This is a genomic window from Pseudoclavibacter sp. Marseille-Q434, from assembly GCF_050315415.1.
Taxonomy (GTDB): Bacteria; Actinomycetota; Actinomycetes; order Actinomycetales; family Microbacteriaceae; genus Pseudoclavibacter.
This window is the reverse complement of record NZ_JBNPQH010000006.1, coordinates 15835-36753: the sequence shown is the minus strand read 5'-3', so window position 1 is coordinate 36753 and position 20919 is coordinate 15835. Positions and strand designations below refer to the sequence as shown.

18 protein-coding genes are annotated in these 20919 nt (G+C 70.2%); 13 read left to right on the top strand and 5 right to left on the bottom strand.

Going from position 1 to position 20919, the window contains the following annotated elements; translation table 11 throughout:
• Nucleotides 1-3: 3 nt before the first annotated feature.
• The 3 genes from ACQFZP_RS17470 to purF form a co-directional block, all read right to left on the bottom strand.
• On the bottom strand, nucleotides 4-705 hold the full coding sequence (locus tag ACQFZP_RS17470; RefSeq protein ID WP_211892250.1) for an energy-coupling factor ABC transporter ATP-binding protein: 702 nt from the start codon (nucleotides 703-705) through the stop codon (nucleotides 4-6).
• 51 nt (nucleotides 706-756) lie between these two features.
• Nucleotides 757-1386 carry a biotin transporter BioY gene (locus ACQFZP_RS17465; RefSeq protein ID WP_104310390.1) on the bottom strand — a complete coding sequence of 210 codons (630 nt, stop codon included), beginning with the start codon at nucleotides 1384-1386 and terminating at the stop codon, nucleotides 757-759.
• Nucleotides 1387-1538: 152 nt separating this feature from the next.
• Nucleotides 1539-2996 (bottom strand): amidophosphoribosyltransferase, encoded by a 1458-nt coding sequence (purF, locus tag ACQFZP_RS17460; protein ID WP_211892249.1) that lies wholly within the window; start codon nucleotides 2994-2996, stop codon nucleotides 1539-1541.
• 193 nt (nucleotides 2997-3189) lie between these two features.
• Between purF and purM the strand changes: the two genes are divergently transcribed.
• Complete coding sequence (gene purM, locus ACQFZP_RS17455) at nucleotides 3190-4302, top strand: phosphoribosylformylglycinamidine cyclo-ligase (protein ID WP_374100778.1); 1113 nt, start codon at nucleotides 3190-3192, stop codon at nucleotides 4300-4302.
• Nucleotides 4303-4626: 324 nt separating this feature from the next.
• On the opposite strand, the gene ACQFZP_RS17450 is transcribed toward purM, so the two are convergent.
• The gene (locus ACQFZP_RS17450; RefSeq protein ID WP_258067830.1) at nucleotides 4627-5568 is read right to left on the bottom strand and encodes an asparaginase domain-containing protein; all 942 of its coding nucleotides are present in this window, start codon (nucleotides 5566-5568) and stop codon (nucleotides 4627-4629) included.
• Between the two features lie 245 nt (nucleotides 5569-5813).
• Between ACQFZP_RS17450 and ACQFZP_RS17445 the strand changes: the two genes are divergently transcribed.
• The 5 genes from ACQFZP_RS17445 (at nucleotide 5814) to ACQFZP_RS17425 (ending at nucleotide 11222) form a co-directional block, all read left to right on the top strand.
• Nucleotides 5814-6752: an ABC transporter substrate-binding protein gene (locus ACQFZP_RS17445; RefSeq protein WP_104310394.1), complete on the top strand. Its 939-nt coding sequence runs from the start codon at nucleotides 5814-5816 to the stop codon at nucleotides 6750-6752.
• Between the two features lie 160 nt (nucleotides 6753-6912).
• Nucleotides 6913-8595, top strand: coding sequence for an aromatic amino acid ammonia-lyase (locus tag ACQFZP_RS17440; RefSeq protein WP_211892247.1), 1683 nt, complete (start codon nucleotides 6913-6915; stop codon nucleotides 8593-8595).
• A 49-nt stretch (nucleotides 8596-8644) separates the two neighbouring features.
• Nucleotides 8645-9709: an ABC transporter ATP-binding protein gene (locus ACQFZP_RS17435; protein WP_179555980.1), complete on the top strand. Its 1065-nt coding sequence runs from the start codon at nucleotides 8645-8647 to the stop codon at nucleotides 9707-9709.
• The gene (locus tag ACQFZP_RS17430; protein ID WP_211892246.1) at nucleotides 9706-10449 is read left to right on the top strand and encodes an ABC transporter permease; all 744 of its coding nucleotides are present in this window, start codon (nucleotides 9706-9708) and stop codon (nucleotides 10447-10449) included. The genes ACQFZP_RS17435 and ACQFZP_RS17430 overlap by 4 nt, the downstream gene beginning before the upstream one ends.
• On the top strand, nucleotides 10449-11222 hold the full coding sequence (locus tag ACQFZP_RS17425; protein ID WP_211892245.1) for an ABC transporter permease: 774 nt from the start codon (nucleotides 10449-10451) through the stop codon (nucleotides 11220-11222). The genes ACQFZP_RS17430 and ACQFZP_RS17425 overlap by 1 nt, the downstream gene beginning before the upstream one ends.
• Nucleotides 11223-11459: 237 nt before the next feature.
• On the opposite strand, the gene ald is transcribed toward ACQFZP_RS17425, so the two are convergent.
• Nucleotides 11460-12581 carry an alanine dehydrogenase gene (gene ald / locus ACQFZP_RS17420; protein ID WP_211892244.1) on the bottom strand — a complete coding sequence of 374 codons (1122 nt, stop codon included), beginning with the start codon at nucleotides 12579-12581 and terminating at the stop codon, nucleotides 11460-11462.
• Nucleotides 12582-12722: 141 nt separating this feature from the next.
• Between ald and ACQFZP_RS17415 the strand changes: the two genes are divergently transcribed.
• The 7 genes from ACQFZP_RS17415 (at nucleotide 12723) to ACQFZP_RS17385 (ending at nucleotide 20901) form a co-directional block, all read left to right on the top strand.
• On the top strand, nucleotides 12723-13205 hold the full coding sequence (locus ACQFZP_RS17415) for an Lrp/AsnC family transcriptional regulator (RefSeq protein ID WP_104310601.1): 483 nt from the start codon (nucleotides 12723-12725) through the stop codon (nucleotides 13203-13205).
• A gap of 276 nt (nucleotides 13206-13481) precedes the next feature.
• Entirely contained in the window at nucleotides 13482-14870 is a 1389-nt protein-coding gene (locus ACQFZP_RS17410; RefSeq protein WP_211892243.1) for a dihydroorotase, read from the top strand.
• 2 nt (nucleotides 14871-14872) lie between these two features.
• The gene (locus ACQFZP_RS17405) at nucleotides 14873-15715 is read left to right on the top strand and encodes an IclR family transcriptional regulator (protein ID WP_104310401.1); all 843 of its coding nucleotides are present in this window, start codon (nucleotides 14873-14875) and stop codon (nucleotides 15713-15715) included.
• Nucleotides 15708-17597, top strand: coding sequence for a urocanate hydratase (locus tag ACQFZP_RS17400; protein WP_211892242.1), 1890 nt, complete (start codon nucleotides 15708-15710; stop codon nucleotides 17595-17597). The genes ACQFZP_RS17405 and ACQFZP_RS17400 overlap by 8 nt, the downstream gene beginning before the upstream one ends.
• Nucleotides 17590-18708 (top strand): DUF917 family protein, encoded by a 1119-nt coding sequence (locus ACQFZP_RS17395; RefSeq protein WP_211892241.1) that lies wholly within the window; start codon nucleotides 17590-17592, stop codon nucleotides 18706-18708. The genes ACQFZP_RS17400 and ACQFZP_RS17395 overlap by 8 nt, the downstream gene beginning before the upstream one ends.
• Nucleotides 18698-20005, top strand: a complete 1308-nt coding sequence (locus tag ACQFZP_RS17390; protein WP_211892240.1) for a M20 family metallo-hydrolase — start codon at nucleotides 18698-18700, stop codon at nucleotides 20003-20005. The genes ACQFZP_RS17395 and ACQFZP_RS17390 overlap by 11 nt, the downstream gene beginning before the upstream one ends.
• A gap of 215 nt (nucleotides 20006-20220) precedes the next feature.
• Complete coding sequence (locus tag ACQFZP_RS17385; protein ID WP_211892239.1) at nucleotides 20221-20901, top strand: alpha/beta fold hydrolase; 681 nt, start codon at nucleotides 20221-20223, stop codon at nucleotides 20899-20901.
• Nucleotides 20902-20919: the final 18 nt, after the last annotated feature.

Sequence of the window (20919 nt, the reverse complement as noted above, 5' to 3'; positions counted from 1 at the left end):
GCTTCACGGCGCCCCTTCGGCCTCGATGGCGGCCCGGTACGACGCGATGGCCTCCGACGGTGACCCGTCGAAGTGGATGCGCCCGTCGTGCACCACGAGCACGCGATCGAAGGTGCGGAGCAGGTCGAGGTCGTGGGTCACGAGGACAACCTGCTGCGGCAGGCGTGCGATACGGGCGGCCATGGCGCGTGCGTTGCGCAGGTCGAGGAGGGTCGTGGGCTCGTCGAGGACGAGGATGCTCGGCTCGGTCACGAGCACCGCCGCGAGGGCGAGCAGCTGCTTCTGTCCGCCGGAGAGGAGGTGCGCCGGGTGGTCGGCGCGGTCGGTGAGCCCGACCTGTTCGAGCGCGCTGGCCGTGCGGGCGGCGATCTCGGCCTTGCTGAGGCCCCGCCGCCCGAGCCCGAAGGCGACGTCCTCCCCGACGGTCGGCATGATGATCTGCGAGTCGGGGTCGGTGAAGCAGAACCCCACGCGCCGGCGGACCTCTCGCCCGTCCCGCTTCGTGTCGAAGCCGTCGACCGAGACGGTTCCGCTCGTCGGCAGCAGCAGGCCGTTGAGGAGCCTCGCGAGGCTCGACTTGCCCGAGCCGTTGGCGCCGATGATCCCGATGCGCTGCTCGTGGAGCGTGACCGAGATGTCGTCGAGCACCCGCCGCCGCTGGGCGCCGTCGCCGAACGCGACGCTCACGCCGTGCAGCTCGATCATGCGCAGGCCCCGTTCATCGGGCGGACGTGAGGGGACGCGGGAGCCGAGCGGTCACGCATCCACTGCCGGTGCCGCTGCTGGACTGGACGCGGCCTTCCGCCGGTGCCGACGACCGGAGATGAGCCCCGGGTAGGCCTTGTGGACGCCGCGGGCGATGAGCGCCGCGATGACCGCCTTCGCCAGGTCGCCCGGCAGGAAAGCGAGAGCCGAGACGGCAGCGGCACCGAACCCGATCTGGGCCACGAGCGCGACGCCGATGATGCCGGGGACGTAGAGCACGAGCACGCCGCCGACGACGGTTGCGAGGATGCCGGGCAGAAGGCGGAACGGGTTCCCGAAGCGCTCGACGAGCCAGCCGACGGCAAAGGCCGCGATGGGGAAGCCGATGAAGTAGCCGACCGTGGGGCTCGCCAGCACGGCCAGGCCGCCGCGGCCGCCAGCGAGGAGCGGGAGCCCCGCGAGCACGAGGACGTTGAAGAGCAGCAGCGCGGAGAACCCGCGCTTCGCGCCCAGCACGGCCCCCGCGAGCATGACGCCGAGGGTCTGCAGCGTGATCGGGACGCCCGGGCCGGGGATCGTGATGGCCGGCACCACGCCGAGGGCCGCCACGATGCCCGCGAACACGGCGATCTGCGTGAGGTCGCGGGTTCGGTTGCGGGGCGCGAGGGGAGCGTCGGTCATGCGAGGACTCTACCGGCGCCCCGCCCTGCCGCCCGCCTCGCGTCCGGCGTCTCGCATCCCGCGACACCTGTGGAAAACGCATGCTCGTTTCGCGACGAACATGCGTTTCCCAGATGTCTGGCCCCGTCGGGCGGCAAGGATGCGCCGGCTGGCTAGCTCTTCGTGTTGAGCTCGAGCCAGGCGAGGTACTCGGGGGTGACGGTGCCGGTGACGTAGTTGCCGTCGAAGCAGCTCATGTCGAGCTCCTTCACGTTCGAGCCCTCGGTGATGGCCGTGAACAGGTCGCCGACCTCCTGGTAGACGAGACGGTCGGCGCTGATGACCGACGCGATCTCCTCGATCGAGCGGCCCGATGCGACGAGCTCGCCGCGCGACGGCATGTTGATGCCGTACACGTGCGGGTAGCGGACCGGGGGAGCGGCGGATGCGAAGGTCACCGAGTTGGCACCGGCCTGCCGGGCCATCTCGACGATCTCCTTCGACGTCGTGCCGCGCACGATCGAGTCGTCGACGAGCAGCACGTTCTTGCCGCGGAACTCCGTCGGGAGCGCGTTGAGCTTCTGGCGCACCGACTTCTTGCGCACCTTCTGCCCCGGCATGATGAACGTGCGGCCCACGTAGCGGTTCTTGTAGAAGCCTTCGCGGTAGTCGATGCCGAGGGTCTTCGCCATCTCCATCGCCGTGGGGCGGCCCGAGTCTGGGATGGGCATGACCACGTCGATGTCGCCGGCGCTGATGCTGCGCTCGACGTTCGCGGCGAGGGTCTTCCCCATGCGCAGGCGCGACTCGTAGATCGAGATGCCGTTCATGACGGAGTCGGGGCGAGCGAGGTACACGTACTCGAACGAGCAGGGCACGAGGCGCGGGTTGACGGCGCACTGGCGCGAGAAGAGCTCGCCGCCCATGGAGACGAAGATCGCCTCGCCCGGCTCGACGTCGCGGACGAAGTCGTAGCCGCCCGACTCGAGCACGAGCGACTCGGACGCGACAACCCACTCGTCGCGGCCGTGCTCGTCGTCGCGGCGACCGAGGACGAGGGGGCGGATGCCGAACGGGTCGCGGAAGGCGAGCAGCCCGTATCCGGAGATGAGGGCGACGGATGCGTACGAGCCCTCGACCCGGTCGTGCAGGCGGGAGATCGAGTCGAACAGGTCGTCCGGGGTGAGGTCGTCGCCGTTGATGCCGTGCTGCAGCTCGTTCGCGAGGACGTTGAGCAGCAGCTCGGTGTCACTCGACGAGTTCAGGTGGCGGCGGTCGACGTTGAAGAGCTCCTTGCGCAGCTCTCGCGTGTTCGTGAGGTTGCCGTTGTGCACGAGGACGATGCCGTAGGGCGCGTTCACGTAGAACGGCTGCACCTCGTCGTCGCTCTTCGCGCTGCCAGCCGTCGCATAGCGGACGTGGCCGAGGCCGACGTTGCCGAGCAGGTTGCGCATGTCGCGGGTGCGGTAGCCCTCGCGGACCTGCCCCTTGACCTTCGCGATGTGGAACGTGTCCCCGTCGGCTGTCGCGATGCCGGACGAATCCTGGCCGCGATGCTGCAGGAGCAGGAGGGAATCGTAGATCTGTTGGTTGACGGGACTGGTCGAGACGTGACCAACAATGCCGCACACGCTGGGGGAGCTCCAAGCACAGGTAAGCGCGCCCGCGAGGGCCCGATTTCAAGGAGGCCCACGAGGGGCCCTGAACGATGTTTCGATTTTGTCACAGCTGGCGAGTCCGCGCGCACCAGCGTGGGAAGGGTTCGCTTCCGGCGTCACCCTCGCGGCGGGCTAGGCTGTTGGGCGCATCCCCCGAGGAAAGGGCATCCCTGTGTCAGGCAACGACCTCTACGCCGCCGCTGGCGTCGACACCCGTGCGGGCGACACCGCCGTCGAGCTCATGAAGCGCGCCGTCCAGGCGACCCACGGACCAGAAGTGCTCGGCGGCGTCGGCGGCTTCGCCGGCCTCTTCGACGCGTCGCGTCTGACGTCGTTCACGAAGCCCATCCTCGCGACCTCGACCGACGGCGTCGGCACGAAGGTCGCGATCGCGCAGGCCATCGACAAGCACGACACCATCGGGCAGGACCTCGTGGCGATGGTCGTCGACGACATCGTCGTCGTGGGCGCCGAGCCCCTCTTCATGACCGACTACATCGCCTGCGGCCGCGTCGTCCCCGAGCGCATCGCCTCGATCGTCGAGGGCATCGCGAAGGCGTGCGCCGAGACCGGCACCGCGCTGACCGGCGGCGAGACGGCAGAGCACCCCGGTCTCCTCGGCCCGGACGACTACGACGTGGCTGGCGCCGCGGTCGGCGTCGTCGAGGCCGACCGGATGCTCGGACCAGAGCGTGTGCAGCACGGCGACGTCGTCATCTCGATCGCGTCGAGCGGACTCCACTCGAACGGCTACTCGCTGGTGCGCCGCATCGTCGCCGACCAGGGGCTCGCCTTCACAGACACCTCGGCGGAGCTGGGCGGGGTCGTCGGCGAAGTGCTCCTCGAGCCGACGCGCCTCTACACCGGCCCGCTCGTCCGTCTTCTCGCCGAGCCAGCGCTCGACGGCGCCGTGCACGCCTTCAGCCACGTCACCGGCGGCGGCATCGCAGCGAATCTCGCCCGCGTCCTCCCGCAGGGTGCCTGGATCGAGCTCGACCGCGGCGCCTGGTCCCCGAACGACATCTTCCGCGTCCTCGCGGGCTTCGCCGGCACCGACCTCGAGTCGACGGAAGGCACCTGGAACCTCGGCATCGGCATGTTCGCGGTCGTCGACGCGCAGCGCGCATCCGCGGTCGTCGAGTGGCTCGAGGCTGCTGGCCTCCCCTCCTGGGTCGCCGGCACCATCTCGACCGAGGCCCGCGACTTCGATGGCTTCGAGCAGGGCGCCAAGGGCGTCGACGGCGGCGCCGTGCGCCTCGTCGGCAGCTACGCCAGCTAGCAGGACGGGAGTCGCCGCTTCTCGCGGACGGACGAAGAAGCGGGGCCACGAGTACGCGGGTCTTCGCGCGGCCTGACCAACATCAGTGCAATAAACGTGCTTCGAGGGCGTTTCGACGCTTTCGGGCCTGATATCGCACTGATGTTGGACAGGCGTCCGCGCAACGTCGAACCGGCCGCGGGAAATCCGCGCCCACCTGGCCAAGTTGCGTGATGAAACGGCCGGGTTCGCGCGTTGCGGCGTCTCCCGCGCTCACTGATCCCGGAAGTTGGACAGGCGTCCGTGATGTCTGAGCTCCGCCGCGGCGCAGGAGTGGCAGCCCACCTATTCGGCGGCGAACGCCGCCGCGATGTCCTCGCTCGTGGCCTCATTGGCAAGCAGGGCGGCGAGCAGGATGCGCGCCTGCCCGGCGCGCAGGACCGCCGCGTGGATGGCGCCGACGACCGCGAGGTCGTGCCCGCCCCCGCCTCCGCCGTAGCTGGCCTTGAGGACACCGAAGGGCACGCGGCTCGAGACGACGAGCGGGATGTCGGAGGCCTGGCATTCCCATGCGGCGGAGACGATGCTCTGGCTCGCGTTGCCGGAACCGAGGCCGACGAGCACGATGCCCTGCACGCCGGCTTCGAGGCTCGCGTGCAGGTGCGTGGCGTCGCCGCCAGGCATGACGGCGACGGTGTCGACGCGCATTCCGGTCACCGGGGCCGGCAGGTGCAGGCGGCGGGCGGGCCTGTCGGTGACGCTCCGGAACGCATCCGCGCGGTCTGCGGATGCCTTCGTGAGGCCCCACGCCTTGAGCAGTCGGCCGCCGAACGCGACGAGCACGCCTCGCCCGCGGTTGGCGGGATCGAGCGCGGCGGCGAGGGCCGCGGCGACGTTCGCGGGCCCGTCCGGTGCCTCAGACTCCGCAGTGAACTGCGAACCGGTGAAGATGACGGGCTTCGAGCTCTTGAGCTGCAGGTCGGTGAGCAGCGACGACTCCTCCATGGAGTCGGTGCCGTGCAGCACGATGACGGCGCTGACCTCGTCATCCTCCACCTGGCGGCGCACCTCGTCGCTGATCGACTGCATGTCGCCGAGGGTGAGGCTCGAGGAATCGACGGCCATGAGGTTCACGGGCCGCAGGCGGGCACCTGGCGCGTCTGCGCCCTCGAGCAGCGCATCCGCGCCGAGGCTGGGCGTCGTCGCCCCTGAGGCGGTTGTCGTGCTGGCGATGGTGCCGCCCGTCGCGATGACGGCGATGAGGGGGAGAGGCGCAGTGGTCGTCACGGTCACATGTCTACCCGGTTTCGCCGGGGCGCGCGCTGAGGGTTGACTGCGCGGCGTTCGGGGACCGACGGCCAGGATGCGCGACCCGCGACGCGGGGAACACGGACGCTTTCCCGTGCGTTGGGCACGTAACACAGAGTTAATTCGCGCCTTCCGGGAAGCGCGTCCCGAATTCATGGGGCACATTCCTAAGATGGCCGCACATCACTGATGTTCTGGCTACCGCCGAAGATAGGGAAACCCCAATGCAGAAGACACGCCTGATCACTGGAGGCATCGCCGCGCTTGCAGCGATCGGCCTCCTCTCAGCCTGCTCGAACCCGACCGCCCCCGACGCCGGCGGAACCGACGAGGGCGCCGCGTCCGGCGACACCATCGTCGTCTCCTCGGCGAACTTCCCGGAGTCGGAGATCATCGGCAACCTGTACGCGGAAGCGCTCAAGGATGCCGGCTTCACGGTCGAGACGCAGTTCAACATCGGCTCGCGCGAGGCGTACATCCCGGCGCTGTCGGACGGATCGATCGACCTGATCCCCGACTACACCGGCAACCTCCTCATCTTCCTCGACCCCGAGGCGGACACGGCGGATGCGGAGACCATCAACACGGGGCTCACCGCGGCGCTCGAGGCGGAGGGCCTCACGGGGCTCACCCCGGCCGAGGCTGAGGACAAGGACGCGGTCGTCGTCACGAAGGAGACCGCTGAGAAGTGGAACCTGACGACCATCGCCGACCTCGCCGCGCACAACGCCGAGATCACCTACGGTGCCCCGGCCGAGTTCCAGGAGCGCCCGCAGGGCCTGCCCGGCCTGAAGGCGAACTACGGCGTCGAGCCCAGCGCCTTCACCCCCATCGCTGACGGCGGAGGACCGGCTACGGTCGACGCGCTCGTGAGCGGACAGGTGCAGGTGGCGAACATCTTCACCACGTCGCCCGCGATCGTCGAGAACGACCTGGTCGTGCTCGAGGACCCGAAGAACAACTTCCCGGCGCAGCAGGTCGTCCCGATCGGCAACACCGAGAAGCTCACCCCCGAGGTCGCTGAGGTCATCGACGCCATCTCGGCGCAGCTGACCACCGACGAGCTCATCGCGCTGAACACGCGCGTCTCGGGCGAGGAGAAGGTCGAGCCGACCAAGGCCGCGACCGACTGGCTCACCGAGAAGGGCCTGCTCGGCGCGTAGGCACCGGAGCACCCGCACGACCGCCCAGAGGGTGGATGCGGCCGGTCACGCGCCGTCCGCATCCACACTCTCGGCAGCACCACCAGGCACGACCGCCGAACCCACCTCCCCCGCTTTCTTCACCCCTCCAGTTTCAAGATCCACCAGAAGCGAGTTCCGGATGCAGCAGCACGCAGACGCCGAGCAGCGGCCGCAAGTGCGCCCGACGATGCGCCCCAACAGGCGTGCCGCGCAGGCGAAGCGCTCGGTCACGGACGCGTCGTCCGCTGGCGTCAACGCGCTCGCGGGGACCAGCGCGGAGGCGTCGCTGCCGCTCTCGAGCTTCGTCATCGGTCGCGACCGCATGACCCCGCGCATCCTGGAGCGACTGGCCGTCACCGTCGGCCACCTCGACATCGACCCGCACGTCAGGGTCCGCCTCGCGGAGGCCCGCGGCGTCATCGAGAGCGTCATGGCGCGCGGCGAACCGGCGTACGGCGTGAACCGTGGCCTCGGCCCGCTGCGCGACCAGGAGATCCCCGAGGAGCTCCAGCACGCCTTCCAGCTGTTCGTCCTCGCCTCCCACGACGCCGCTGTCGGCAAGAACCTCACCCCGATCGAGGCTCGTTCCGTCATGCTCGCGCGCCTCGCCGTCATGGCGCAGGGCAACTCTGGGGCGACGACGTCGCTCTTCGAGGGGCTGCGCTGCCTGCTCGAATGCGGCGTGACGCCCGCCATCCCGTCTGAGGGATCCGTCGGCGCGGCAGACCTGTCCATGCTCGCGGCGATCGGGAACGTGCTCGTCGGCCGTGGCCGGGTGCTCGACGAGACGGGCACGCAGACCGTCCCGGCTCGCGAGGCGCTTGCGACGGCGGGGCTCGTCCCGCTGGAGCTCGCCGCGAAGGACGGCCTCGCCCTCGTCGGCGCGAATGCCGCCTCGGTGGGCATCGCCGCCCTCACCTCGGTGCGACTCGACCGCTTCACCGCCTCAGCCGACCTCGTCGTCGCCCACACCTTCGACGCCCTCAACGGCAGCGTCAAGGGCTTCCAGGAGAAGGTCGTCGCGGCGCGCCCCCACCCCGGTCAGATCCGCGCCGCCGCCCGCTTCCGCTCGCTCCTCGGCTCGAGTCGCGCCTACGGCCCCGCCACGGCTGGCTCGCTGCAGGACCCGCTCTCCATGCGCACCGTCCCGCAGGTGCACGGCACGCTCATCGAGCAGGCGGATGTGCTGCGCGAGTCGGTCACGGTCGAGCTGAACGCGCGCAGCGAGAACCCCTACATCGACGTCGACAACGACGTCATCATCTCCAACGGCAACTTCTCGACGATCCAGATGGCGATCACCGCCGACTCGGTCCGCCTCCTCCTCGCGCACTTCGGCATCATGAGCGAGCGGCGCTGCTCCCTCATGATCAGGCGCCTCCGCTCCGAGCGCTCGCTCGTCGAGCAGGTGCTGTCGATCGACGACGCCGAGCATCCGTTCGTGCCCGTCATCCTCGCGAACACGGCCTCATCGCTCATGGCGCGACTCCAGCAGCTCGCGGCGCCCGTCTCGCACCTCGGCGGGGTCGTCGGCGACGGCGTCGAGGACCACAACGCGCAGGGCTACCTCGCCGTGCGCCTCCTCGAGGACAGCCTTGAGGCCGCCGAGCGGCTCCTCGCGATCGAGGCGCTCCTCGCAGTCGGCGTGGGCGTCGCAGCCCCCGCGCCCTCAATGAAGGACCGCGCCCCGCTCGTGGTGCAGCTTTCGAAGCGCATCCGTGAGACGCTCGCCCTCAACGACCCCGCCATCATGACCTCTCAGCGAATCGACCGAGTGCGCGCCGACATCGCCGAGCTGAGCGAGCACGTGCAGGACGCGTGAGCCGTCGGCTCTCGCACCAAGATCACCCCGTCCCCAGCCAAGGAGCAGCATGATCACCTTCGAGAGCGTCACCAAGACGTATCCGGACGGCACCACCGCGGTCAACGACCTCAGCCTCGACATCGAGGAGGGCTCCTTCACGGCCTTCGTCGGCCCCAGCGGATGCGGCAAGACGACGTCGATGCGCATGATCAACAAGATGATCGACGCGTCGAGCGGCCGCATCACGGTTGCAGGCAAGGACGTCGCGGATGTGCCCTCGACGCAGCTGCGCCTCGGCATCGGCTACGTGATCCAGAACGCGGGACTCTTCCCGCACCGGACCGTGCTCGACAACGTCGCCACCGTGCTCCGGCTCAAGGGCGTGCCCGCGAAGGAGGCCCGCGCGAAGGCGATGGACGCCATCGAGCGGGTTCGCCTCCGCCCCGAGCTCGTGCACCGCTACCCCGCCGACCTCTCCGGCGGCCAGCAGCAGCGCGTCGGCGTCGCCCGTGCGCTCGCGGCCGACCCGCCCATCCTGCTCATGGATGAGCCGTTCAGCGCCGTCGACCCGGTGGTGCGCGACGAGCTGCAGCAGGAGATGATCCGCCTGCAGCGCGAGCTGAAGAAGACGATCGTGTTCGTGACGCACGACATCGACGAGGCGCTCATCCTCGGCGACAAGATCGCCGTCTTCGGCCCCGGCGGCGTACTGCACCAGTACGCGGCGGCCGAGGAGGTCATGACGAGGCCCGCGAACACGTTCGTCTCCAGCATGATCTCCAAGGACCGCGGCTACCGGGCCCTCACGTTCCGGGACGCATCCCTCACCGCTGAGCCCCTCGCCGAGCCGGTCGCCGGCATCATCAGCCTCGACCCCCACACATCGGAGTGGTCGCTCGCCGTCGACGACAACGGCCGCCCCGACGCCTGGCTGCACCGCGCGAGCTCGCTGCGCGTCCCCGTCGGCGCCGTCGTCACCCTCGACGACAACCTGCGCCGGTCGCTCGACGCGGTGCTCGCCTCCCCGGCGGGCCTCGCCGTCGTGGTCGACGAATCCGGCGTCGCCGCCGGTGTCGTGCGCGGCGAGACGGTGTTCGCGCGCGTCGCCGACTCGAGCGGCGACCGGTCATGAACTGGCTCATCGCGAACTGGGACACCGTCTGGCCCATCATCATCCAGCACGCGATGCTCTCGGTCGTGCCCACGGTGCTCGGCCTCATCATCGCGCTGCCGCTCGGGATGCTGCTCGTCGGGCGCCCCCGGGGTCGCGCGGTCGCGATCGTCGTCGCGAGCATCGTGTTCACGATCCCGTCGCTCGCGCTGTTCGTGGTCATCCCCTCGATCGTCGGCACGCCGATCATCAGCCCGCTCAACGTGGTCATCGCGCTGACGCTCTACTCGACGGCGCTCCTCATCCGCACCGTGCTCGAGTCGCTCGACGCCGTGCCCGCCGACGTGAAGGACGCGTCGAGCGCCATCGGCTACTCGTCGATCAAGCGGGTCATCGAGGTCGAGCTGCCCCTCGCCATCCCGGTGCTCGTCGCCGGCCTCCGGGTCGTCGCCGTCACCAACGTCTCGCTCGTGTCGGTCGGTGCCGTCATCGGCGTCGGCGGCCTCGGCCAGCTCTTCACGGCCGGCTTCCAGCGCGACTACCCGGACCAGATCTTCGCGGGCATCATCACGATCCTCGTCCTCGCGTTCATCTTCGACCGCATCATCGCCCTCATCGGCGTCGCCACCACACCGTGGCTCCGCAGCGGGCGCGTCAAAGCGAAGCGCGCCGCGAGGCGCACACCCAACGAGCGCACGGAGACCGCCATGCTCGACACCGTCATCGGACTCGATTCTCCGGAAAAGAAGGCAAACGTCTGATGTTCAACGAGATGCTGTCCTATTTCCTCGACCCGGCCAACTGGGTCGGCTCCGCGAGCATCCCGGCGCGTGTCGGCGAGCACCTCTGGTACTCGCTGCTCGCCGTCGCACTCGCCGCCGTCATCGCGTTCCCGCTCGGCCTCGTCATCGGCCACACCGGCAAGGGCACGACCTTCATCGTCGCCACCGCCAACGTGCTCCGGGCACTCCCCAGCCTGGGCCTCATGACGCTGCTCGTGCTGCTCATGGGGCTCGGCCTGTTCCCGCCCGTGATCGCGCTGGTCATCCTCGCCGTGCCGCCGCTCCTCGCCGGCGTCTACTCGGGTGTCGCCAACGTGAGCCGAGCGACCGTGGACGCCGCGCGAGCCATGGGCATGACCGAGTGGCAGATTGTGTGGCAGGTCGAACTGCCCAACGCCATGCCGCTCATCGTCGCCGGCCTCCGCAGCGCGGTGCTGCAGGTCATCGCGACCGCGACCATCGCGGCCTACGTCAACCTCGGCGGCCTCGGGCGCTACATCTTCGACGGCCTGGCCGTCACCGACTACGGGCGCGTGCTCGTCGGCGCGATCCTCGTGACGCTCCTCGCGCTCGTCGTGGATGGCATCCTCGCACTGCTCGGCCGCCTCGTCGTCCCCGGCCGCACGAAGCGGGGTCCGAAGGATGCTGAGGCTAGCTCGGGCTCGGGCGCAGGCTCGGGCGCAGGCTCGAGTGCTGGCGCTGTCTCCGGCGCGACGGTCGCATCCACGAGCGCCGCCACGACCAGCGCGTAGCCGTGCGGTCGGTGTCCGCGGGTTCCCTGGCCTGCGCTGGCACCCCGGTCGCCGGCCCGGCCGGCCCGCGCACCCGCCCCACAGCGCGATCACTGCCAGCCAGGTGGCCCTTCTGGATGTTCCAGAAGGGCCACCTGGCTGGCGGCGTTCGCGGTGGCTCGGGGCTCAGGGGCCATTTGACTGGCAGCGATTGAGGTCGGGTGCGCGGATGCGGTGCGCGGATGCGGTGCGCGGCGGCTACTCGGCGGCGAGGATCTCGTCGACGGGGCGGTAGTCGAGGCCGAGCGCCGTCGCGACGCCGCGGTTGGTGATGTGCCCGCCGTGCACGTTGAGCCCGAGCGAGAGCGCCGGGTTGTCCTGCATGGCACGCTTCCAGCCCTTGTCGGCGATGGCGGTCACGTACGGGAGCGTCGCGTTGGTGAGCGCGCGCGTCGAGGTCTCCGGCACGGCGCCAGGCATGTTCGCGACGCAGTAGTAGATCGAGTTGTGCACCGGGAACGTGGGGTCGTCGTGGGTCGTCGGGTGCGACCCCTCGAAGCATCCGCCCTGGTCGATGGCGATGTCGACGAGCACCGATCCGTGCTTCATGCCCGCAACCATCTCGTCGGTCACGAGCTTCGGTGCGGCGGCCCCCGGGATGAGGACGGAGCCGACGACGAGGTCGGCCTCGGCGAGCTGCGCCGCGATCTCGTACGCCGATGAGGCACGCGTCTGGATCTTGCCCTGGAACTGCACCTCGAGCTCCCGGAGCCGGGGGATGTTGAGGTCGATGATGGTGACGTCGGCGCCCATGCCGACGGCGTTCGCGGCCGCGTGCTCGCCGGCGACGCCGCCGCCGATGACGACGACCTTCGCCTTCGGCGTTCCGGGGACGCCGCCGAGCAGCATGCCGCGCCCGCCGGCGGCCTTCATGAGGTGGTACGCGCCGACCTGCGTCGCGAGGCGGCCAGCGACCTCGCTCATGGGGGTGAGCAGCGGCAGCGAGCGGTTCGGCAGCTGCACCGTCTCGTAGGCGATCGCGGTGGTGCCCGCGCCGACGAGCGCCTCTGCCTGCGCCCGGTCGGCGGCGAGGTGCAGGTAGGTGAAGAGCACGAGGTCTGGCCGCATGTGCCGGTACTCGGAGGCGATGGGCTCCTTGACCTTGAGGAGCAGCTCTGCGCGCGCCCACACCTCGTCGGCGGTGGCGAGGATGCTCGCACCGGCGGCCTCGTAGGCCTCGTCGGTGATGGCGGAGCCGAGCCCTGCGCCCGCCTCGATGAGCACCTCGTGGCCGTGCCGCACGAGCTCGTGCACTCCGGCGGGCGTGATGGCGACGCGGTTCTCGTTGTTCTTGATCTCTGCAGGGATCCCGATGCGCATGATGACCTCGTTGTGTTCGTGCTGATTCGGTGCTGTTCTTCGGAAATCATGCGCAGAAAGTGTTTCGAACGGGTTGAGAGCCGCAGGAACCGCGGCCCTTGGGCCAGTATTGGTAGAAATCTGTCATCGAAGGGGATGCGCATGGCTGGAACGCCGAAGGAACTTCGGGGTGCGGATGCAGGGGCGCTCGACGACATCGACCGCAGGCTCGTCGAGCTGCTGCAGGCCGACTCCCGGCAGTCGAACACGCAGCTCGCGAACGCCGTCGGCATCGCGCAGTCGACGTGCATCGCGCGCGTGCGCTCGCTGGTCGCCCGCGGCGTGATCACGAGGTTCACGGCGGATGTGGGCCTGCCGCAGCTCGGCCTCGCGCTGCAGGCGCTCATCAGCGTCAACATCCGGTCGGGGAAGCGGCAGGAGCTCGCGCATTTCGCGGAGGAGATGCGGGCGCTGCCCGAGGTCGTGCAGATCTTCTTCCTCGGCGGCTCGGAGGACTTCATCGTGCACGTCGCAGTGCGTGATTCGAATGACGTGCGGGAGTTCGTGGTGGCGCACCTGTCGACGCACCCGGCCGTCGCATCCACTCGCACGAGCATCGTCTTCGACCACCACCGCATCCGCTGACCTGAGCTGCGTGCGCTGACCGCGCCGAGCTCAGGCACAGACGTTGGGGGTGCGCATGCTCGGCGCTGCTCGTGCCTGCTGAAGCCCCAGGTTTGGGGATGCTGGAATCGGCCCGGCGTGCAGACGTGGGGGTTGCGCTGGCTCCGTGCTGGGGTGGCCTGCTGAAGCCCCAGGTCTGCAGCCAGCTGGCCGGCATGCGGCAGCTGCATCCGCACTTCGTCCCGTGATCTAAGAACGCAGTAGCCGAAACCACTGTTGCGTTCTTATTCTGTGTGCATGGAGCCAGGAGCGCAGCCGCAGGAAGACCTCGTCGCGACCCTCATCGTGCGCGGGAGGATCCGGGATGCCCGCGGCGTCTGGGGACCGGGCGAGGTGTGGGCTGCGGGGCCTCGGATCGTCGCGGTGCACACCGGTGCGTCCCGCGCCGCGGCTCCCGCAGGAGCCAGGCTGGTCGACGTCGGCGATTCCTACGTGCTGCCCGGAGTGGTGGATGCGCACGTGCACTCCCTCTCGCACGGCGGCGAGGGCATCGCCGCGTCGACGAGGGCGGCGGCCGCGGGTGGCGTGACGACGATCGTGGAGATGCCGTACGACGGCACCGGCCCCATCAACAGCATCGACAAGCTGCGCGCGAAGCAGGATCTCGCGAACGACGAGGCGCACATCGACGTCGCGCTGCTCGGCACCCTCGCACCCGGTGGCGGGTGGCGTGCGGCTGGAGATCTCGCCGAGGCTGGGGCCGTCGGCTTCAAGGTCTCTCTCTTCCACACGCACGAGACGCGCTTCCCGCGCATCGACGACCGCGAGCTGCTGAGCGTCATGGCCGCCGTGCGGGACGCGGGCCGCACCCTCTGCACGCACGCCGAGAACAACGAGATCATCCAGTCGCTGCTCCGGGAGGAGCGGGCGGCGGGCAGCACCGACCCGCAGTCGCACTCGCGGTCGCGGCCGCCCGTCTCGGAGACGCTCGGGGTGCTGACGGCGCTCGAGGTGGCGGCCAACACGGGCGCGCGCCTGCACGTCTGCCACCTGTCGCTGCCGCGCAGCGTCGACCTCGTCGAGTGGTACCGCTCGCAGGGCGCTGACGTCACGCTCGAGACGTGCCCGCACTACCTGACCTTCACCCAGGACGATCTCGAGACGCAGCGCGGGCACCTCAAGATCAACCCTCCGCTGCGCGATGCGACCGCACGTGAGGGCCTGTGGGACCGCATCGGCCGTGGCGCCGTGAGCGTCGTCAGCTCCGACCACGCGCCGTGGTCCCGCGAGCTGAAGGAGCACGAGGTGATGCTCGACAACAGCTCGGGTGCTCCCGGCGTGCAGACGCTCGTCGCGGCGACGCTCGGCGGGGCGCTCCGCCGCGACGCGTCCGAGGCGCTGCTGTCGCAGGCGGTGGATGCGCTCACGATCTCGCCAGCGCGCCGGTACGGCCTCGACGTGCGCAAGGGCTCGCTCGAGGTGGGCAAGGACGCCGACATCGTCGTGTTCACGCCTGGCGACGCATCCATCGAGCTCGACCGGATGCTGTCGAACGCTGGCTGGACGCCATACGAGGGCATGTCGCCGGGCGGCAGCGTGACGCACACGTTCTCCCGCGGTGAGCTGGTCTACTCCGACGCGGCGGGGCTGCTCGCGGCCGCTGGCCGGGGAGAGGTCCTGGTCTGATCATGAGCGACCTGCGACCGAAGGCGGACCCGAACGGGCGGCCCATCTCCGGGGGAGCGGCCGCATCCGGCGGTGGCAGCGGCACCGGTGGAGCGGCGTACAAGTCGCTGCACCGTGGCCTCGAGATCCTGCAGCTCATTCAGGGGCGCGGGCGCCTGAAGATCTCCGAGATCAGCAGCGAGCTCGGGATGCCCCTCTCGACCGTCTACCGCTACGTGACAGTGCTTCGGGATGCGGGCTTCGCGATCGAGATCGACGGCTACCTCATGCCGTCGAGCCGTCTCGCGGAGAGCGACGACGCCTCGCCGCACCTCGTGCGCTACGCGGCCCCCGTCCTCCGCCGCCTCCGCGAGCTCACCGGCATGACCGCGATTCTCGCCGTGCGGGTGCACATCACCGCCGTGTGCCTCGAGGTGTCCTACGCGCATCCGCAGCATCGCATCCCGTTCGGACGCGGCAAGGTGCGCAGCCTCTACGCGGGCGCCACGGCGCTGCCGCTGCTGGCGTACGCGCCGAAGAAGGTGGTGCGCGAGCTGCTTTCCGGCGGTCTGCGCGCGTACACGACCGCGACCATGAGCCCCGAGATGATCGAGCCGTACCTGCGCCAGGTGCGCGCCGAGGGGCACGCCGTCTCCTACGGGCAGATCACCCCGGGCATGGTCGGCATCGGCGTTCCCGTCTTCGCGGGCGGCCGCGTGCTGTGCTCACTGTCGCTTGTCGGTGACGAGCGGCAGACTGGGGCACTGGATGAGCGCATCGCGCTCCTCAAGCAGGGAGCTGCAGAGCTCGCCGCGAAACTGCCATCGAACGTCGACCTCGAAGTCTGGAGCGATCAGAGTGCCTGAATCAGCCGCGACCCCCGCGAACAGCCAGACCCGCGCGGGCGGCGAGACTCCCACGGACGGCGAGACGCCGCCGCCGGCATCCGCGCCCCTCGCCAGTCCCATCCTCGCCCGCGGCACCCAGCCCATCACGGCGCAGCGCGGCACGAAGCTGCGGGCCAGGAACTGGCGGGCCGAGGGCCTGCTTCGCATGTTCGAGAACGTGCTCGAGGTCGGCGAGAACGCGGCGGAACTCATCGTCTACGCCTCGCTCGGGAAGGCCGCCCGCAACTGGGACGAGGCCTGCCGCATCGTCACCTCGCTGCTCGAGCTCGACGAGGCCGAGACGCTCATCCTGCAGACGGGCGCCGCAGTCGGCGTCATGTCGACGAAGCGCGACTCTCCCATGGTGCTGTCCGCCGTCAACAACACCGTCGGCAACTGGGCGACCAGCGACCGCTTCTACGAGCGGTACCGCGCCGGCCAGACCATCTGGGGCGGCCTGACCGCCGCCGCGTGGCAGTACATCGGCCGCCAGGGCGTGCTGCAGGGCACGTACGAGCTGCTGCGCGAGGTGCTCGTCCAGCACTACGACGCGCGGGCGGAGGGCAGGTGGATGCTCACCGCTGGCCTCGGCGGGATGGGGTCGGCCCAGCCGATCTCGGCGCGCATCCTCGGCCTCTCCTCGCTCACGGTCGAGATCGACCAGGTGAAGATCGACCGCGCGCTCGCGGTCGGCGGCATCGACGTGCAAGCGCCGACCCTCGACGACGCGCTCGCGCTGATCGAGGCGGCGCGCGCCGAGGGGATCCCGGCCGCGGTCGCGCTGCACGCCAACGCGGCGGCCGTGTTCACCGAGCTCGCATCCCGAGGCGTCACGCCGGACATCGTCACCGACCAGACCGCCGCGCACGACGCGCGCTACGGCTACGTGCCCCTGGAGTACACGCTCGACGCGTGGATCACTGCCCGCGAGACGGAGCCGGAGCGCGTCGAGGCGCTGGCCCGAGCATCCATGGCCCAGCAGGTCGAGGCCATGCTCACGCTGCAGGAACGCGGCTCGGTCGCCTTCGAGAACGGCAACAACCTGCGTGTCAAGGCGCTCGAGCACCTGGGGGAGGGGGAGGCCGACCGGGTCAACCGCATCCCCGGCTTCATGGAGGCCTACCTGCGGCCGCTCTTCGCGCGGGGTATAGGCCCGTTCCGTTGGGTGTGCCTGTCCGGCGACGTCGACGACCAGCTCACGATGGATGCGCTCGCCTCGTCGCTCTTCCCCGAGCGGCCCGAGATCGCCGAGTGGCTGGCGCTCGCGGGCGTGCACGTGCCCCAGCAGGGGCTGCCGGCCCGATCGTGCTGGCTCGGCCACGGCGAACGCTCGCGCCTCGCGCAGGCCGCGAACGAGCTCGTCGCCGACGGACGCCTCTCGGCTCCCGTGCTCTTCAGCCGCGACCACCTCGACTCGGCCGGCATGACGCATCCGCGCATCGGCACCGAGGGCATGCGGGACGGCTCCGACGGGGTCACCGACTGGCCGCTCCTCGACGCCATGCTGCTCTCGACGGCCGGTGCCGACCTCGTCGCCATCCACTCCGGCGGCGGCGGCTACACGGGGTGGATGCAGTCGGCCGGCGTCTCGATCGTCGCCGACGGCAAGCCGGAGACCCTCGAGCGCCTGCGCCTCGCGCTCGACCTCGACACGGGCCTCGGCGTCATCCGCCACGCGGCCGCCGGCTACGAGGAGGCGACCGTCGCCATCGCGCGCGGAGGCGAGACGGGGGATGCGCCCATCGCGGCCCTCGGGCTGGCCGCGCGCGGCGCATCCGCTGGGCCAGCTGCATCAGCCCCGGGACCACAAGCACTCCCAGCCAGCTCTGACACCGACCCCGAAGGGAACGCTCGTGCGTGAACTCACCCAGGAAGACGCCATCCACGGAGTGCTCGGGGGCGGTGTGCTCGCGTGCGGCGGCGGCGGGTGGAAGCACCACGGCGAGCTCATGGGCCGCATGGCGACCGAGCTGAACCGGCCGGTGCTCGCGAGCATCGACGAGCTGCCGGAGGACAGCTGGGTGGCGACGGTCACGGCCATCGGCGCCCCGGCGGCGAAGAACTGGGAGATCCGCCCGGTCGACTACGTGCACGCGCTGCAGGAGCTCATCAGGGCGACGGATGTGCCCATCGCGGCCGTCATGACCGCCCAGAACGGCTACTCGACGACCCTCAACGGGTGGATCCAGTCGTCGGTGCTCGGCGTGAAGGTGCTTGACGTGGCCGGCGACGTGCGAGCGCATCCGACGGGCAAGCTCGGCTCGCTCGGCCTCGCCGAACGTGAGGGGTACGTGGCGACGCAGGTCGTCTCGGGCGGCAACCGCGCCCTCCACGGGCATTTCCTCTCGGTGAACACAGGCACGATCAACACGTGCGACGACGTGCTGCGCGACATCTCGGTGCGCACGGGCGGCTTCATCGCGGCCGCGCGCAACCCCGTCGAGCTGAGCTATGTGCAGGAGCACGCGGCGCACGGGTCCATCTCGCTGGCCCTCGACCTCGGGCGCGACATGGCCGCTGCGCTCAGGAAGCGCGGCGCAGGGAAGCAGGAGGCGTTCGTACAGGCGGTCGTCGAGCGCCTCGGCGGCACGGTCGTGTCGCGCGGCCCGCTCGGCTTCGAGGTGCCGACCGAGACGCACGGCGGCTGGGACCACGGCACGTTCCGCATCGGCGACTTCACGGTGCCGTACCTCAACGAGTACATGGCCATCGAGTCCGGCGGTGAGCGCATCGCGACCTACCCGGACACGATCATCATCCTCGACGCCAAGCTCGGCGAGGCCGTCGCGGTCAAGGACGCCTACGAGGGCGAGGAGGTCGTGCTCGTCTCGGTGCCCGCATCTGCGCTGCCCGTGTCGTCGTCGGTCATCGACGAGACCGGGCTCGCGGAGATCGAGCAGATCATGGGCATGGACTTCCTGAAGTACCGCGACTCGGGCCTCGTCGGCGGGACGGTCGGTTATGTCAGCTGACACCGCGGATGCGCTGCTCGGCGCCGTTGACCCGTCCAGTCTCCGGCCCGACCGGCAGCGGGTCCTCGCCGATCTGACCGAGCTCGCCGGGCTCGTCGAGAGCGCCGAGCCGGGCTTCTCGCGCCGCGTGTTCTCCGACGCGTACCGCGCGGGGCGCGAGTGGGTGCGAGACCGGATGCGCGCGGCGGGCCTCGAGGCGCACATCGACCCGGCAGGCAACGTCGTCGGGGTGCTGCGCGGCGCGAACTCGGCGCTCAAGCCCCTCATGACCGGGTCGCACACCGACACTGTGCACGCGGGCGGACGCTACGACGGCATCGTCGGCGTGCTCGGCGGCATCGAGGTCGCGAGGCGGCTCCGCGAGGAGGGCATCACGCTCTCGCGCGACCTGTACGTCGTCGACTTCCTCGGCGAGGAGGCGAACTCGTTCGGCGTCTCCTGCATCGGGTCGCGGTCGATCGCCGGACTCCTGCTGCCAGAGCACCTCGAGCGCACCAACGGCGACTCGGCGCTGCGGCTCGGCGACGCCATGACGGGCTTCGGCCTCGACACCGGCGGCGCGCTCGGCCAGGCCTGGGCGCCCGGTTCGCTGCACGCCTACCTCGAACTGCACATCGAGCAGGGCCCGCAGCTCGAGCGCAGCGGCAAACAGATCGGCGTCGTCACGGCGATCGCCGGCATCGAGCGGCTCATGGCCGCCTTCTCCGGCCGCGCCGACCACGCGGGCACCATGCCCATGCAGGGCAGGCAGGACGCGCTCATCGCGGCCGCCGAGGCGATCCTCACGATCGAGCGAGAAGCGTGCGGCGCCCCCATCCACGGAGTGTCGACGACCGGCCGCATCGAGTCGTCGCCCGGATCTTTCAACATCGTTCCAGACGAGGCGCGCATCTGGGCGGAGATGCGCAGCGTGGATGCGTCGTGGCTGCACGGCGCGAAGCGTCGCGTCGCCGAGGACATCGCGGCGGGTGCCGCGCTGCGCGGCGTCGAGACCGCCATCGAGTGGCTCAACGACCAGGATCCGGTCGCGGCAGACCCCGACGTGCAGCGCCTCCTCGGTGACGCAGCCGACGCGCTCGGCTACACGTGGGAGGCGGTGCCCTCCGGTGCAGGCCACGACGCCGCGCACCTCGCCCACCTCGGACCGATGGGCATGATCTTCGTGCCATCCGTCGGCGGGCGCAGCCACGTTCCCGAGGAGTTCACGGAGGCAGACGACATCGCCGTCGGCATCCACGTGCTCGCGACGGCTCTCGTCGCCGCCGACCGCAGCGAGCGTCCACTCGTCGCGAGCTGAGTCCCCTCGGCCGTCGCCGAAGTCTCGGGATGGAAACCTCGCTTCGCTACGGGAAGTTTCCCAGCACGAAGTGAGTTCGTCAGCCCGAGTCCTGAGACGCCGAGATCGCCGGCCAGGTGCCGAGTCGGGCGAAAGTCCAGGCTCGGCCCCCAGGCTTGGCAGTCGGATGCATGTGCATCCGTTCACAGACAACCGATGCGGGAACGGGGAACACCATGGCGACGTTTGTGCTCATCCACGGTGGAGGATCGTCGAGCTGGGACTGGCACCTTGTCGTGCCGAAGCTCGAGGAGGCGGGGCACCGCGCCATCGCGGTCGACCTGCCGGTTGAGGAGCCGGGCCTGTCGCTCGTCGACTACGCCGATTCGGTGTCCGCGCAGCTCGACGAGGCGAGGGGCGACAGCTCCGACGGTGACGGGCAGGGCGAGCAGCTGGTCATCGTCGGCCACTCGCTTGGCGGCTTCACGGCGGCGCTCGTGGCGGAGCGCCTGGACGCCGACGGGCTCGTGTACGTCGCCGGCATGATCCCGAAGCCGGGGGAGACGATGCAGGAGTGGTGGGATGCCACGGGCCACAGCGCGCTCGGTGTCGATTCCGAGGACGAGCTCGTGTTCTACAACCTGGTCCCAGACGACCTGGTCGTCGATGCGAAGGCGCACGTGCGGGAGGAGACGGGGTCGTGGATGGACGCTCCGTGGCCCGGATTGGGGCGGGAGACGTCGACGGGGTTCATCGCCGCCGAGGACGACCTGTTCTTCCCGATCGAGTTCGCGAAGCAGCATGCGCGCGACCGTGCCGGGGTCGAGGCGGTCGTCGTGCCCGGCGGCCACTATGTCGCCATCGGCGCCCCGGATCCCCTGGCGAAGGCGCTCGCGGAGTTTGCTGACGGCCTCTGACCGTTCGGCTCGGTACGC